Source organism: Sporomusa sphaeroides DSM 2875, from assembly GCF_001941975.2.
Lineage (GTDB): Bacteria > Bacillota > Negativicutes > Sporomusales > Sporomusaceae > Sporomusa > Sporomusa sphaeroides.
On sequence record NZ_CP146991.1, the window covers coordinates 300,427 to 315,030 of the forward strand.

14 protein-coding genes are annotated in these 14,604 nt (G+C 50.4%); 12 read left to right on the forward strand and 2 right to left on the reverse strand.

Annotated features, from left to right (window positions below; translation table 11 throughout):
• The first annotated feature begins 4 nt into the window (after positions 1–4).
• A complete protein-coding gene (locus SPSPH_RS01265) occupies positions 5–598 on the forward strand; it encodes a cytochrome b/b6 domain-containing protein (RefSeq protein WP_075752467.1) in 594 nt (197 codons plus the stop codon).
• A 2-nt stretch (positions 599–600) separates the two neighbouring features.
• On the opposite strand, the gene SPSPH_RS01270 is transcribed toward SPSPH_RS01265, so the two are convergent.
• Positions 601–2,106 carry a Mur ligase family protein gene (locus SPSPH_RS01270; protein ID WP_075752469.1) on the reverse strand — a complete coding sequence of 502 codons (1,506 nt, stop codon included), beginning with the start codon at positions 2,104–2,106 and terminating at the stop codon, positions 601–603.
• A gap of 85 nt (positions 2,107–2,191) precedes the next feature.
• Here SPSPH_RS01270 and SPSPH_RS01275 point away from each other — a divergent pair, with 85 nt between their 5' ends.
• The 9 genes from SPSPH_RS01275 (at position 2,192) to SPSPH_RS01315 (ending at position 11,361) form a co-directional block, all read left to right on the forward strand.
• Positions 2,192–3,013: a VanW family protein gene (locus SPSPH_RS01275; RefSeq protein ID WP_075752471.1), complete on the forward strand. Its 822-nt coding sequence runs from the start codon at positions 2,192–2,194 to the stop codon at positions 3,011–3,013.
• 48 nt (positions 3,014–3,061) lie between these two features.
• Positions 3,062–4,078, forward strand: a complete 1,017-nt coding sequence (locus SPSPH_RS01280) for a SpoIID/LytB domain-containing protein (RefSeq protein ID WP_075752473.1) — start codon at positions 3,062–3,064, stop codon at positions 4,076–4,078.
• A 243-nt stretch (positions 4,079–4,321) separates the two neighbouring features.
• Positions 4,322–5,179, forward strand: a complete 858-nt coding sequence (locus tag SPSPH_RS01285; RefSeq protein WP_075752475.1) for a methyl-accepting chemotaxis protein — start codon at positions 4,322–4,324, stop codon at positions 5,177–5,179.
• Positions 5,180–5,295: 116 nt separating this feature from the next.
• Complete coding sequence (locus SPSPH_RS01290; protein ID WP_075752478.1) at positions 5,296–5,784, forward strand: DUF1934 domain-containing protein; 489 nt, start codon at positions 5,296–5,298, stop codon at positions 5,782–5,784.
• Positions 5,774–7,441 carry an arginine--tRNA ligase gene (argS, locus tag SPSPH_RS01295; RefSeq protein ID WP_075752480.1) on the forward strand — a complete coding sequence of 556 codons (1,668 nt, stop codon included), beginning with the start codon at positions 5,774–5,776 and terminating at the stop codon, positions 7,439–7,441. The genes SPSPH_RS01290 and argS overlap by 11 nt, the downstream gene beginning before the upstream one ends.
• A 97-nt stretch (positions 7,442–7,538) precedes the next feature.
• Positions 7,539–7,979 (forward strand): DNA-directed RNA polymerase subunit delta, encoded by a 441-nt coding sequence (rpoE, locus tag SPSPH_RS01300; protein WP_075752482.1) that lies wholly within the window; start codon positions 7,539–7,541, stop codon positions 7,977–7,979.
• A 127-nt stretch (positions 7,980–8,106) separates the two neighbouring features.
• Positions 8,107–9,723, forward strand: a complete 1,617-nt coding sequence (locus SPSPH_RS01305; protein WP_075752484.1) for a CTP synthase — start codon at positions 8,107–8,109, stop codon at positions 9,721–9,723.
• Positions 9,724–9,834: 111 nt separating this feature from the next.
• Entirely contained in the window at positions 9,835–10,764 is a 930-nt protein-coding gene (sppA, locus tag SPSPH_RS01310; RefSeq protein ID WP_075752486.1) for a signal peptide peptidase SppA, read from the forward strand.
• Between the two features lie 15 nt (positions 10,765–10,779).
• A complete protein-coding gene (locus tag SPSPH_RS01315; protein ID WP_083945345.1) occupies positions 10,780–11,361 on the forward strand; it encodes a Yip1 family protein in 582 nt (193 codons plus the stop codon).
• 14 nt (positions 11,362–11,375) lie between these two features.
• On the opposite strand, the gene SPSPH_RS01320 is transcribed toward SPSPH_RS01315, so the two are convergent.
• Positions 11,376–13,121 (reverse strand): DUF6044 family protein, encoded by a 1,746-nt coding sequence (locus SPSPH_RS01320; RefSeq protein WP_075752490.1) that lies wholly within the window; start codon positions 13,119–13,121, stop codon positions 11,376–11,378.
• A gap of 213 nt (positions 13,122–13,334) precedes the next feature.
• On the opposite strand from SPSPH_RS01320, the gene SPSPH_RS01325 reads away from it, so the two are divergent.
• Together SPSPH_RS01325 and SPSPH_RS01330 are read left to right on the forward strand one after the other, a co-directional pair.
• On the forward strand, positions 13,335–13,742 hold the full coding sequence (locus SPSPH_RS01325; protein WP_075755890.1) for a response regulator: 408 nt from the start codon (positions 13,335–13,337) through the stop codon (positions 13,740–13,742).
• Positions 13,743–13,894: 152 nt separating this feature from the next.
• The gene (locus tag SPSPH_RS01330) at positions 13,895–14,527 is read left to right on the forward strand and encodes a hypothetical protein (RefSeq protein ID WP_075752492.1); all 633 of its coding nucleotides are present in this window, start codon (positions 13,895–13,897) and stop codon (positions 14,525–14,527) included.
• The last annotated feature ends 77 nt before the right edge of the window (positions 14,528–14,604 follow it).

Genomic DNA, 14,604 nt, shown 5'->3' on the forward strand with positions numbered 1-14,604 from the left:
TTTTATGAAACTATTGCTGCAGCCGCTGCCTGTGCGGATTTTTCACTGGATTATGGTTTTGGCCGTAATGTATTTGGTAATAACCGGCCTATACCTGCATGAGCCCTGGTCCGGCCTGAAGTATGGCGTAGTGCGCAAGACCCATACGCTTGCCGGGATTATTCTTATGCTGAATTTGTTTGGACAAAGCTGTTATTACCTGTTTACCGGCAGGTACACGGAAGTACTGTTTATGCCGCGGGACTTTCCCAATCTGCGCAGCTTTTTTCGCTACGCGCTGTTTATCACCGAAAACCACCCCAATTACGGCCGTTATAATCCCGGCCAAAAGGCATTATTTACTGTCTGGGGTTTGCTGATTCTCCTTGCCGGTCTGGCCGCACTGCCTTTCTTTTTTCCCGGGCAGGAGTCCTGGCTCAGCAGACCGTTTGGCGGCCTTACAGGCATTCGGATTTTTTACTATCTGATAACCATGTTTTTTTTGGCCACCATGCCGCTGCATATAATGCTGGCCTTAACCGAAGACCCGGCCAGGCTGCAAGCCATGTTCTCCGGCTATGCGGACAAAGAACCAAAGCCGAAAACCAAGGGAAAATAGCCTTATTCGGCAGCCGCACTCCATGCCGGGCGGGGGTAATGACCTTGGTCCCGGCAAGGGTTTTCCGGTGTTTTGGCCAAAGACGACAATACCTGCCTCCCGGCATCCATGCCCTGAGCTCCGATTAACAGCAGCAGGTCGCCGGGCAGGGCATGCCTTAGTGCCAGTCTGATGGCGCCGGACAGGGAGCCGGTGTATGTATAATCGGTCTTAAGGGTATTCAGGGTTGTCAGGAAGGCCAGCTTTTCTTCAGCGGTAACGCTATCTGCCGGTCCAACCTGTTCATTACTGGCTGTAATAATTAATTCAAAAGGCAGTTTACGGCGCTGGCCGGTTAGTGCGGCCGCATTAGCCGCATTAATGGCGGTGCCGCGCTGACCGCGAATGGCATTGACAACAATCAGGCGGTTATAACGAAAAGAGGCCAGTGCGGCAAACACGGCATCAATACTGCCGGGGTTGAGGGCGGTATCATCTACAATCGTAAGCCCCTCTAAGTGGAAAATATTCATCCGCCGTTCAACACTCCGGAAACCAGCCAGCGCTGCCCCAATTGTCTCAGGTGCTAAGCCGTGGACCAGGGCTGCAATACCGGCCAGCAAAGCATTTTCGACATTATGCCGTCCAGGCAGAGCCAGGGTCATAGGATAACGGCCGGCAGGGAGCATTTGACCGTTACCGGCCTCAAGAGGCCTGTTTACCGTTACTGTGAAGGCGCTGCCATAAGTGGTCAGGTGGGTAATGCTGGCCGTAATGTCGGCAGGGCTGTCGATGGCAGCCGTAATTAGTTTGCCGGAAAAACGGCCGGCAATGGCTTGGCAGTAAGGATCAGCGATGTTGACGATGAGCGGCGTAGCAGTGCCAAGCAAGTCCAAAAACTTGGCTTTGGCTTCAAGATAGCTGGCAAAACTGCCATGAAAGTCCAGATGGTCAGCACACAGGTTGGTCAATATACCTGCTGAAAAGCGGACATTGGCCACCCGGTGCATATCGATCCCCTGGGCCGATACTTCCATCGCTGCATGGGTCACTTTGTTTTTAAGCATTTGTGCCAGGTAATGCTGAACACTGACTGCGTCGGGGGTTGTCAGCGTGCTGGGAAAAGAGTTTGTCCCGGTGTTGACCCGGATAGTGCCAATGAGACCTGTGGTAAGGCCTGCCTGGGTGAAGATATGTTCCAGCATACAGGCGATGGTAGTTTTGCCGTTAGAGCCGGTTATGCCTACCAAGTGTAATTTATCTGACGGGTTACCGTAAAAAAGGGATGCCAGCCGGGCAAGTGCCAATCTGGCATCCGGGACAGTAATTACGGGAAGTGTCAGTGACGGCAGCCGGGCGGGTGAATCGCTCACAATAACCAGTGCCCCCCGGGCAGCCGCTGCTGCGGCAAAGGCATTGCCATCGGTGATGCGGCCGACAATTGCCACAAAAATATAGCCTGGGCGTACCTTATCCGAGTGGCAGGTAATGCCGGTGGCTTGCATGATCCATTCGGCACAGGTTTGCATACCATTTCCTCCTTATCAGCAAAATATGCTACTCCAAGGTATTCACATTACCGGCAGGAGGTGAATTCTGATTAAAAAAAAAATTATGCTTTGGCTATTGCTGGCCGGCAGCCTGGCAGTTAACGCCGGTTGCGGGTTGAATGCCCCGGCGCCTAAGCCACAGGCCCCTTTGGTAGCCGATCAGGTGACGATAGAAGGGCAGCAGGTGGGCGGCATGTCGGCTGAAGCCGCCGGCAAGGTACTCACCACCCTGGCTAAAGCTAAAGATGTGCCTGCGGTCAACGCCGGGTTTGATGCAGTCAGTGGCGAAATTTTTCCCGAGCGTCCGGGGCAGCGGCTTAATGTGGCCGATACCTTACAGGCCTTGCTGGCCGCACCGGCCGGCAGCAAGGTTACGCCGGTGTATCAGCCGTTTTTGCCTGATATCACGGCAGCGGTGCTGGCCAACAGTCAGCAGCTGGGTACTTATACCACCCCGGTTCTGGACAAAAGTGCCGGCCGTTTGGTCAATCTTCGTCTGACAGGCAAATTAATTAATAATCAAATCATTGCAGCCGGCGAGGAGTTTTCCTTCAATGCGGCAACCGGGGAGCCTACTGCCGAACGGGGATTTCAACCGGCTACGGTATTTGCTGACAACGGCCGGAAGGAGCAGAGCCTGGGCGGCGGCATGTGCCAGGTATCCTCCACTCTGTATAATGCTGTTTTAGCCGCAAAGCTTAAGGTCACTGAACGGCACCCGCATTCCCAGCTGGTCAATTATGTACCGCCGGGTAAGGATGCCACAACCTACACCGACAAGGATTTCCGCTTTGTCAACACTACCCGCCGGCCAATTATTATCCGCGCCTTTGTCGGGACGGAAGCTTCCCGGCTAACGGTCGATGTATTGGCATTGCCTGACTGACGTATAAGCTGTGGTTATTCTGACATACTAACAATGAGGTGGGAGCGCATGAAAAACAAAAAAATTAATACCGCATTAGTCGCAGGAGTTTTATTACTATTTGTCGCGGGAGCGTATACACTACTCAAGCCTCCCGCCCAAAAACCCGCACCGGCACCAACTCCGCCGGCACCTGCCGAAAAGGCGCCGGCTGCACCAAAACCTATACCCGGTGTGCCGCCCTTTGAGGCCTCTAAATACCCCAAAGAACCGACAGTCCGGGTATATATTGCGGAAAAAGGCACAATTGAGACCATGAAACTGGAAAAGTATATCGAAGGGGTTATTGCCCAGGAGATGCAGCCCGATTGGCCGATGGAAGCCTTGGCCGCCCAGGCTATTGCCTCGCGGACACTGACCATCAGCGCTATGGAGGCAGGTACCATAAAAAGGCTGCACAATGCTGATGTCAGCACTTCCAAAGAAGAGTTGCAAGCCTTTGCGCCGCACAAAGTTAATGACAGTGTACGGCAGGCCGTAGCGCGGACACGCGGCGAGGTGCTGCTATATGCCGGCGGTCTGGTCAATGCCATTTACAGCTCTTGCAATGGACAGATCAGTGCCACCAGAGAAGAAAGCTTTCCGAAAGAAATTCCCCATGATACACCTTATTTTCAACCTGTTGCCGATAATTGCTTCAAATATGCTCCTAAAAACATACAATCCTGGACAGTAAAAATTCCGGCTTCCCAAGTGGCGTCTGCCATTGGCTATCGCGGCAATCCGGCAGATATCCGCATTCTGGAAAAGGGACCTTCAGGCCGCATTCTCTACATTGGCGCCGGTGACAAAAAGATGTACGGCTCTGATTTTCGCCGGGCTGTCGGCTATGACCGGCTTAAATCCACCCTGGTTACCGGGATGAATTACGAAGGCGGCAATTTCGTCTTTACCGGTTTGGGCTGGGGCAACGGCGTCGGTTTATGCCAATGGGGGGCTTATACCTTTGCGAAGGAAGGTAAACAGGCACAAGACATTATCAGGCACTACTATCCTGGAGCTGAGGTAAAAAAATTATGGCAGTGAGGATAACGTTTTTAAAAAAAACTTTATGAGAATTGCCAAAGAACGATGAATTTAATTTTTTATTCTGCATACATTAATTACGCGAGGTAGTATGGCGGCTACCTCCCGGGGACGGCGCCGCTTGTCTGGTACGCACGGACAGGCGGCGCGATTTATTTTCCAGTGCGTAGCGGCAGGGGGAATAGGCAGTTGCGTTGAATACTACAGGCAGCATTATTTGTTGATAATGGAGGGAGAACGCAATTGGCAGATTATAAAATTACCAAAGAGCTGGCAGACGAACTAACCAGGTTTGTGTATAATCAGACAGGTTATCACACCATTGTCTGTGACAGTAATGCCGTGATTATCGGGGATTCGGCCGGAACCAGACTGGGAATCACCCATAGCGGTGCGCAAAGAATTTTGCGCGGCGAGGTGGACGCCGTATTTGTCGGACCGGAGGATGTTGCGAAAAACCCTAACCTTAAAGAGGGGCAGAACTATCCGGTAGCCGTTGACGGTGTACGTTTAGGAACTTTCGGGATTGCCGGTAAACTGGAATATACCCAGCCTATTGCCAAGGTAGTAACCGCTTTGTTTAGTGCCAGGCTAAAGGCCATGGAAGATGCCGGCCAGGTACGGCTGGTAGCCGGCACCGTGTCGGAAAATGTTCAGCAGGCGGCGGCTGCTATTGAGGAAATGTCGGCCTCCGCGGAAGAAATGGCGGCCACAACCGAGAAAGTAGCCAAAATTTCTGATGAAGCGGTAACCAAGGTCAAAGAGACCAACAAAATTATTGACATGAGCCGCAGTATTGCCACGCAAACCAAACTTTTAAGCCTGAATGCCTCCATCGAAGCTGCCCGTGCCGGAACTCACGGGCGGGGCTTTGCGGTAGTAGCTCAGGAAATGCAGAAATTAGCCCAATCCAGTGCTGAGGCCACAGAAAACATCAACACGATTCTGGGCGAAATTCAAACCTCCATCTCGGCCGTCATCCAGGGCATCAACCAGTCGGCGGCTGTTTCGGCCGAACAGGCCCGGGCTATGCAGGAAATTATCCATATGGTTGAAAATGTGCAAGCTTCAACGAATAAGCTGGTAGAATCCTTTAAATAAAGCCATTAGACTTGTTAGTTTCCCCATAGCTGACAAGTCTAAAATTTTTTCGTCTTTTCCGCAACGAATATTGGCAATCGCTTTCGACTACGCTATAATAATAAAGTTAAGGTTCTATGAAAGGGTTGAGTCTGATTAAGCCGTTATGTGGTAATACTGCTGTTGACCAGGTGCTGCTTACTGTGATCGGTTCACAGCGGGACGCGCAAGGGGAAGAGAATACAATTGAATTGTTTACCCATGGGAAAAGGTATGCGAAAAACGGTGTTGACTACATTACTTATCAGGAAACCGAGATCAGCGGGATGGAGGGTGCCACGACGCTGTTAAAAATATACAGCGATCATGTTATCCTGGTACGGCAGGGCTCTGTAGAACAGCGCCAGGAATTCCGCACCGGTGAACGCTCATCCTCCAGCTATACGACACCTTTCGGAACCATGAATATAACTGTTCGGACAACCCGGCTGACAGTAGCCCGAGCCAATGACGGCGGCTGTGTGACCGGAGTGCATATTGAGTACGAGCTTGAAATCAGCGGACAGTGGCAAAGCGCTAATACTTTGCATGTCACTGTACAGGGGGATAGAAAGAATGGACATTAAAGAACAACTGATTGCCGCAATTGGACAAGCGGCTGCGAGGGCGATGGCCGATGGTGTGTTTACTGCCGGTGAGCTGCCCGAAATTTCCTTGGAAGTGCCGCCGCAAAAAGAATTTGGTGATTATGCCACCAATTTTGCCATGCAATCGGCCAAAGCGGCCAGGAGCAATCCACGGAGCATTGCCCAGGCCATTGTTGACCGGCTGAATGAGCCGTGGCTGGATAAGGCTGTAATTGCCGGGCCGGGATTTATTAACTTTTACTTAAAGTCGGATGTGATTTACCAGGAGCTGGCTGCCATCCTGGCTGTCGGAGACAGCTTCGGCCAAACCGATGCCGGACAGGCCGAGCGGATTCAGGTAGAATTTGTCAGTGCCAATCCCACCGGCCCCTTGCATGTGGGTCATGGCCGGGGGGCGGCGTTCGGCAGTGCGCTGGTTAATCTGCTTAAGGCAGCCGGTTATCAGGTAGAAGCCGAGTTTTACATCAATGATGCCGGTAACCAGATTGATAACCTGGCGGCTTCTGTTAATGCCAGATATCTGGAGCTGCTGGGTCAAACGGTTCAGTTCCCGGAAGACGGCTATCATGGACGGGATATTATCGATACCGCCCGGCGCATTATCGACCGCCATGGCGATAGATATCTCACTATGTCCGAGGCCGACCGCCTGGCTGAATTTAAAGAAGTCGCCCTTGTCGAAAAGCTGGCCGCTCTCAAAGAAGATCTGGAACAATTCGGTGTCACCTTTGATGTGTGGTTCAGTGAACGCACTTTGCACAACAGCGGCTCGGTGGCTGCCACCTGTGAGCAGCTGAAGAATAATGGCAGTATCTACGAAAAGGATGGAGCTTTATGGCTTAAATCAACGGTTTATGGTGACGACAAAGACCGGGTGGTTATCCGCGACAATGGTGTACCGACCTATCTGGCTGCCGATATTGCCTACCACCGTGACAAATTTGCCCGTGGCTTTAACCGGGTAATCAATATTTGGGGGGCCGATCATCACGGCTATATTAGCCGGGTGAAGGCGGCCATTGCCGCTATGGAATATAATCCTGACCATCTGGAAGTACTTATTTTGCAAATGGTCAGCCTGTATCAAAATGGTGAACTGGTCAAAATGTCCAAGAGGACAGGCCAGGGTGTAACCTTAGGCGAACTTATCGAAGAAGTGGGCCGGGATGCTGCGAGATTTTTCTTTATTATGCGGTCCATTGACAGCCAGCTTGATTTTGATCTTGATTTGGCTAAATCGAAGTCTAACGAAAATCCGGTTTATTATATCCAGTATGCCCATGCCCGGATTGCCAGTATTTTCCGCCAGGTGCTTGAAGCCGGCCTGTCTGTGCCGGGCGACTTCAGCCAGGTTAAACTGGAACTGTTGACAGAACAGGCCGAGATTGACCTCATCAAAAAAATGGCGCAATTTCCCGCAGAAGTGACAGCTGCCGCCCGCGAGCGTGCACCGCACCGCATTGCCCGGTATGCGCATGAATTGGCCGGTTTGTTCCATACGTTTTATAATCAGTGCCGTATTATCGGTGTCGACCCTGCACTGCAGGCTGCCCGCCTGGCTTTGGTAACAGCCGTGCGGTCAACCATTCGGCAAGCGCTCAATATCCTGGGAGTGGATGCTCCGGAAAAAATGTGATAAGGCTGTATACGCAATGTTTTTGGACAGCCGGGAGGAATTTACTTCTGCACGTTGAATATAAAACGCGGATTGTTTAAGTGCGGAGGTTAATATTATGGAAAATAATACATCAAAAAGTGTTGACGAAATCGTTTTAGCTTATCAGATTCTAAAGACAACAGGCCATCCGTTACATTACCGTGAGTTAATTGACCGGGTTGTGGCTGCCAAGGGCGGAGCCACCCGGCCACCGGCCTATGTGATTGCCGATATACACACCCGGATTAATCTTGACAGCCGGTTTGTTCACACCGGTAAGAGTATGTGGGGTCTCAACGAATGGTCACCGCAGCGCATCAGCCTGCGGGAAGTTGAGGAATCGGCGACTGCCAGGACAAATGATATTGGTGTAAGGCGGGAAAAGCTGCTGGCAGCCATTCAGCAGGATTTTGAACCCGAGGATGGCGCTGCTCATACTGAGCCTGCCGCTTTGCTGGAAGACGAAGACGAGCTTGAGGAAGATGAAGACGAGCTTGAGGGCGAAGACTATAAATAAGATAGACCAGTCCGCTCATCGGATAAAAGCTGCAAATGGTTGGCATAATTAGTTTAGCAATCATACTGTGAGCTGGATCATAGTTTTTCGATAACCACCATGGGATAGTTTGTAGGAGGATAGTTTTATGACTAAATATATTTTTGTTACCGGCGGTGTGGTATCTTCGCTAGGCAAGGGCATTACGGCAGCGTCGCTGGGGCGTCTGTTAAAAAGCCGCGGTCTTAAAGTAACCATCCAAAAGTTTGATCCATACATCAACTTTGACCCCGGTACCATGAGCCCTTATCAGCATGGCGAGGTATTTGTCACCGAGGACGGTGGCGAGACCGACCTTGACCTGGGTCATTATGAACGGTTTATTGATATTAATCTGAGCAAAAGCTCTAATGTTACCGCAGGAAAAATTTATTGGTCTGTCATTAATAAGGAACGCAAAGGCGATTACCTGGGAAGCACGGTGCAGGTAATCCCCCATATTACCAATGAGATTAAAGAACGCATCTACCGGGTAGGCAAAGAAGACAATGCCGATATTGTTATTACCGAAATTGGCGGCACTGTCGGCGATATTGAAAGCCTGCCGTTTTTAGAGGCCATCCGTCAGGTCAAGAAGGAAGTAGGCCGGGGCGGTGTACTCTATATTCATGTTACGCTGGTACCGTATATTTCGGCTGCCGGTGAGCTTAAAACCAAGCCTACCCAGCATAGTGTAAAAGAACTGAGAAGTATCGGTATCCATCCTGATGTTATTGTGTGCCGTACCGAGCATGAAATTTCGCCGGAAATGAAAGAAAAACTGGCGCTGTTCTGCGATATTGACGGCGATGCCGTCATCCAGAACAAAAATGCCGCCAGTATTTATCAAGTCCCGCTCATGCTGGAAAATGAGGGGCTGGACCGTATTGCCATGGAAAAACTCAATCTTGTGGATAACGGCGCCGACATGGCTGAGTGGCGGCACATGGTGGACAAGATCATGAACCCTTCAGAAAGTGTGCGTATTGCTATTGTTGGTAAATATGTCGCCCTGCAGGATGCGTATATGAGCGTATCGGAAGCCCTGCGCCACGGCGGCATCAGCAGCAATACCGCCATTGAAATCAAATGGGTTCATGCCGAAGACATTGAAGCCGATGAAACCGATCTTGCCGCCTACCTGGGTGATGTTGAAGGTATTTTGGTGCCAGGCGGCTTTGGCGACCGTGGTATCGAAGGCAAAATAAAAGCCATTCGTTATGCCCGTGAGAATAAAATACCCTTTTTGGGTCTGTGCCTGGGCATGCAGTCGGCTGTTATTGAGTATGCCCGTAATGTTTGCGGCCTGAAAGAGGCGCATAGCACCGAATTTAATGCCGATACTCCGTACCCGGTTATTGACCTTATGGCCGAGCAGGCAGCCGTCGAGGACAAGGGCGGTACCATGCGCCTGGGGGTGTACCCCTGCAAAGTTACGGAAGGCACTCTGACTTATCAGGCCTATCAAGATGAAATTGTTTATGAGCGTCACCGCCACCGTTTTGAATTTAACAATGCCTACCGTGAACAATTGGCAGCAGCCGGACTGGTTATTGCCGGTACTTTACCCAACGGACGCCTTGTTGAGATTGTTGAAGTAAAAGATCATCCGTGGTTTGTCGGCACGCAGTTTCACCCGGAATTCAAATCCCGCCCGACAAATCCGCATCCGCTGTTTAGAGATTTTGTTAAGGCATCGCTGCAGTATAAACAGGGTAAACTATAAAGGAAGACTTGCTTCAGACGGGGTTTACCCCCAGCTGAAGCTTAGTCGTCGAATAATGTGTAGAAACTGTTGGAAGATTTCCAACAGTTTTCGTTTAAAGGAGGTAAACGTATGTTCAAACGCTCGGTTGTCCTCTTTTTGGCTTTTATTATTGGCCTGTCGATGGTAGTCTCGCTGTTTATTGCGCCCAAGGTCAAGGATAGCAAGCTGACTGCTGCGGATAAAATTGCCATAATCTATGTTGATGGCATGATTGCCGGCGGTCGGGGGCAGGTCGGTCTGTTTACGGAAAGCGGCGGCACAGATGCTCTCATCCGGCAGCTGCATTCAGCCCGCGATGATGCTGCGGTGAAAGCCGTAGTGCTTAGGATCAACAGCCCTGGCGGCACTGTGCCGGCTTCGCAGGAAGTGGGAGAGGAACTCAAAAAACTGCGTGCTGCCGGCAAACCGGTGGTTACCTCGATGGGTGACATGGCGGCATCGGGCGGTTACTGGCTGGCCGCCTGTACGGACAAAATATATGCCAACCCCGCTACCATTACCGGCAGTCTTGGTGTATACATGCCTTATTCCAATTGGGAAGAACTCTACCAAAAAATTGGCGTCAGGCAGGAAAAAATTAAGAGCGGCCCGCATAAAGATATCTTATCACCCGACCGGCCGCTCACCGCTGAGGAACGGGCCATTATTCAAGTCATGGTCGACGATATGTACAATCAGTTTGTTGAGGTGATTGCCGAAGGCCGCGGGCTGGAGCCGGACAGGGTGCGCCAATTGGCTGACGGGCGTATCTATACCGGGCGGCAGGCCAAAGAACTGGGTCTTGTCGACGAACTGGGCAATATGTATGATGCCATCGATGGAACGGCAGCTATGGTGGGGATTGCCGGCAAGCCGGAAATTGTTGAATATGGCAAAATGAATGCGCTGGAAATGCTGCTGGGGGCACAGAGCACCATTAACTCCGGGCAGCTTTTGCTTACCTATTTTACGGAAATGCTCTCCACGGCCGATCGTGCGGCCACACCCCAGGGCTATTAAGGGGGGCGGCGAATAATGAGCAGTTTTCTTGAAACCGTTTATGATGTGCTGTTCAAACCCACGGTGGCAATGCAATATATTGCCGAAAAAAAATTAACCGGGCAAGCACTGGCCATGTTTGGCATTGGCATGCTTGTTCCGGTGTGGGCGGTCTATGCCGGGATAACTGTCACGCCAGGCGCGCCGGCTTTAGGTATTATGTTTGTCTTGCATTTTTTCGGCAGTTTGTTTTGCTGGGTGCTGAGCGCCGCAGTACTTAACTTTGTCGCCGAATTGGCAGGTGGCCGGGGAACGGCGGTAGGCTTGTTTGCTGCGCTGGGATTTTCCCATTTGCCACGGGTGGCGGTGACGCCGCTGTGGGTGATTGCCGCCCTGCTGCCGAGCGGCCTGCGTGGCATGGCGTTCGGCAGTATTGGCCTGCTGGTGGTTCTTTGGACCCTGATGCTGAATGTCGCTGCCATTCGCGGCGCCCATGGCTTGTCAGGCACACGGGCGGTACTGGTGTTATTGGCGCCCATGCTGGCGATTATCGGTGCGGTTGTGGCCGGGGTGATTTTTGTCGGTTCCAGCTTAATGCACCTGCCGTTGCTGGGCTAGCTTGCTTAGTGTACCTAGCGTACCCGGTACAGGTAAACTTCCCAGATTGACCAACCGTCATTAAACTGTTGTAAAAATTCAAGGCCATTTTCCTGATAATTTGTTATTTCGGCGGCGGATAAAATATATTCGCCGCCTAAGTTTTTGAAAGCCTGGGTGTCAAGTTCCAACTGGTTGAGCTTGAGGTTATAGGCTCTGCGTACCTGATAGTATTCAAGCTCGGCCGGGAAGATATAACAGGTTATCCCCCAATAGTCAAAATACCGTTGCCAAAACGGGTTCTTAGCCAGCTCCTGGGCCATGATCCGGCGGAAGGCATGCTTATATTCCAGCGGGTAAATGTTAAGACGACCGTCAAGAGTATAGAAGCCGTTATACTGGGTAATGGCAGGATAGATGCCGATGCTGGCTATCCGATACTCTGATTTTGGCCGGCCGATATAGTCGTCAACCTGCTTAAACAGGCTGTCGGCAAAAAACTCGCCATAACTTATATTTTCGTACAGCCAGGCGTTCTCCAGCACCGAGACGTCTGTTTGTTTTTTTAGAGCCAAATGGTATTCAATATGATTGCCAAACAAATACCCCAGCTGCAAGATGATCAGCAGGGTGGCAGCCAGTCTGCCGATATAGCGGATGTTGGCAATGATTGATAGGCATAAGGCAAAAATAGTATACCATAAGAAAGGGTGCAGCCAATGGAAACGCTGGATTTGAAACGTATTAAGAAAGCTGATGCCGGACACGGCTGACATAAACCACTCGGAGTACCGCAACCCATAAAAGACAGACAGGGAGAACGCCAGCGCCAATAGCAACAACAGCCGCTTACATTCGCGCGGTTGCCGCCAGCCGCTGACAAGAGCCAGCGGCACAGCCAGCAGCAGAATATATTTGTGCAGGCTGACGGCGTGATATTGACCATTGACCAGATTTTCGACAATAAGGGCCTGCACGCCGTCCCAATTACGGGCCTGGCCTAAGAGAATCCGGTTAATTTCCTCCCGGCTGGAAAGGAAACCTTCACTGAAAAAAGCATTATAAATCAGCCAAATTTCTGTTACGACATAGGAGCAGGCCAACAGCGCAATGGCTCCCCAAAAATGCGGGCGTTTTATCCGGTGGCGCCAATAATCATAAACAGCCGCCAGGCCAAGGACTGCCAAAATAAACACACCGGCAAGCGGCAATGACGAGTACAGGGCAAAGATAGTAATGATTATTACATTAACTGCCATTTTTTTAGCATAAAAGGCATTTAGCATGGCATAGAATAGTAAGGGCTGTCCGGCGATCGACAGGCCATAGACGGTATAAAAGGGGATGGTGGCAAATGCTGCGGCGCCTGCCCAGGCCAGCCAAGCCTGCTGTTTGTCGGTGATGACATACTGTTTCAGCAGCAGATACATGCCGAAAAAAGCAATGCTATGTACCAGTAAAAGATTAATCAGGTAAGCGCGAAAGGGGGGCAGAATCATATACAGCCAGGTTATTACATTAAATCCGCTTGGCAGACAACTGCGGGGCAGTTCTCCCAGCATTTGATTAACGGTTCCTGTCAGGTCAAAAACTTTACCGCTTTTGGCCAGTACAATCCAAGCGGTAATCCAGTCAAGATTGTCATTAATGGTAAAATGAGCATTTTGCCGCAAAAGGACAAAAGGGGCTAAATAGGCTGCCAGTATGGCGGTGAACAATAGAGCCGCCTTATGGTTGTACAGTAATTTGAAAATATTGCGCAAGGAAATTTTTGCTGCCATAATGTATACCTCGATGTAACTATTTGCTATTACAAATTTTAGCATAATCTTGGTTATATTTAAAATTATTTACGGCAAATAGAAAAAGTTAATTAAATTTCTATTTTCTTCCAGAAATCAGCAGGAAATTTTCAATTAATTGCGAATATGGTTATATAAGGAAAAGGTAAAGGAGTTATTCTCGAATACTACGGAGAAAGCAAGGTGCAGGACATGAGCAATTCCCAAGCGACAATCCTGGTGATTGACGACCAACCTGGAATCCGGAGATTGCTTACTGAGGTTCTCCAGGATGAAGGGTATAACGTACTTACAGCCGCCAACGGCTATGAGGGGATACAAGTTGCCATCGATGTCAAGCCGGCGGTTATTTTGATGGATATGAAAATGCCGGGTATGGATGGAATCGAGGCGCTGAAAGAGCTTAAGCGCCAGGGGCAGGGTGACCAGGTGATTATGATGACAGCTTACGGCGAGCTGGATATGGTTAATGAAGCCCGGGAAGCGGGCATGCGGGACTACATTACCAAACCATTTGATATTATGTCTCTATGCCAAATCATAGAGGCCAATATTGACAGCAGCAGTTTTACTACCGAGCGTCGTCTGCTCATAGGTTAAGATCCAGAAAGGCCCGGGACGGTTTGTCCCGGGTTCCTTATTGATTAATGGACACTTAGACTGTGCGTTACTTACCGATACGGCAACTTGGTAATGGCAGGCAGGATTTTTAATACTGGCGGCGAAATAGATGAAGCAAGGGGGGATATCCATTGGTCATTAGCGCTGTTTCTACATTAGCGCTGTATTGTTCGCGGTGCGGCAAAATTGAATTGCATAATGTCTCCCGGTTTGCTATCAATAATGCTGAGTACCAGCTTGTCTGCAGCTGCGGCCAAATACAAGGGTCTATTGCCAGCGCGGGCCGCCGTCAGTATCTGTTAGATATTCCTTGTGTAGTATGCGAAACCAACCACTTGATTTTTCTTGACAGTAAGCTGTTCAGGCAGCCGCAAGCAAGCAAAATATATTGTGCCCAGGCTAATCTTGAACTAGGTTTTGCCGGCAGTCCTGAAGCCATTGCCGCGACCATTGCCAGACATAAACAAGAGGTAGCCAGCCTGGCCTGCGAGCTGGACGGCCAATCGGAACAAGGGATAGAAAATTCGCAGATTTTACTGGAGATTTTAAATAGAATTCATGATATTGCCGAGCAGGGAGGGGTATACTGCTCTTGTGGCAATACCGATGTTGATGTGGATGTGCTGGTTGATGCCGTTGAAATATCCTGTGGCCAATGTGAGGGAAGATTGCGGATTTCGGCCAAGGACGAACAAGATTTGGCAGCCATATCGGCGCTAAAAATTATTGAGCTGGCTCCACTCCGGCGAACCAGCCGTAAGTGAACTCGTTTCAGCACAGCTGAAACATCGGGGGCTCAGGTAGAGAGTCTACTCCACCTGAACTGACGCCGCCTGTAGAG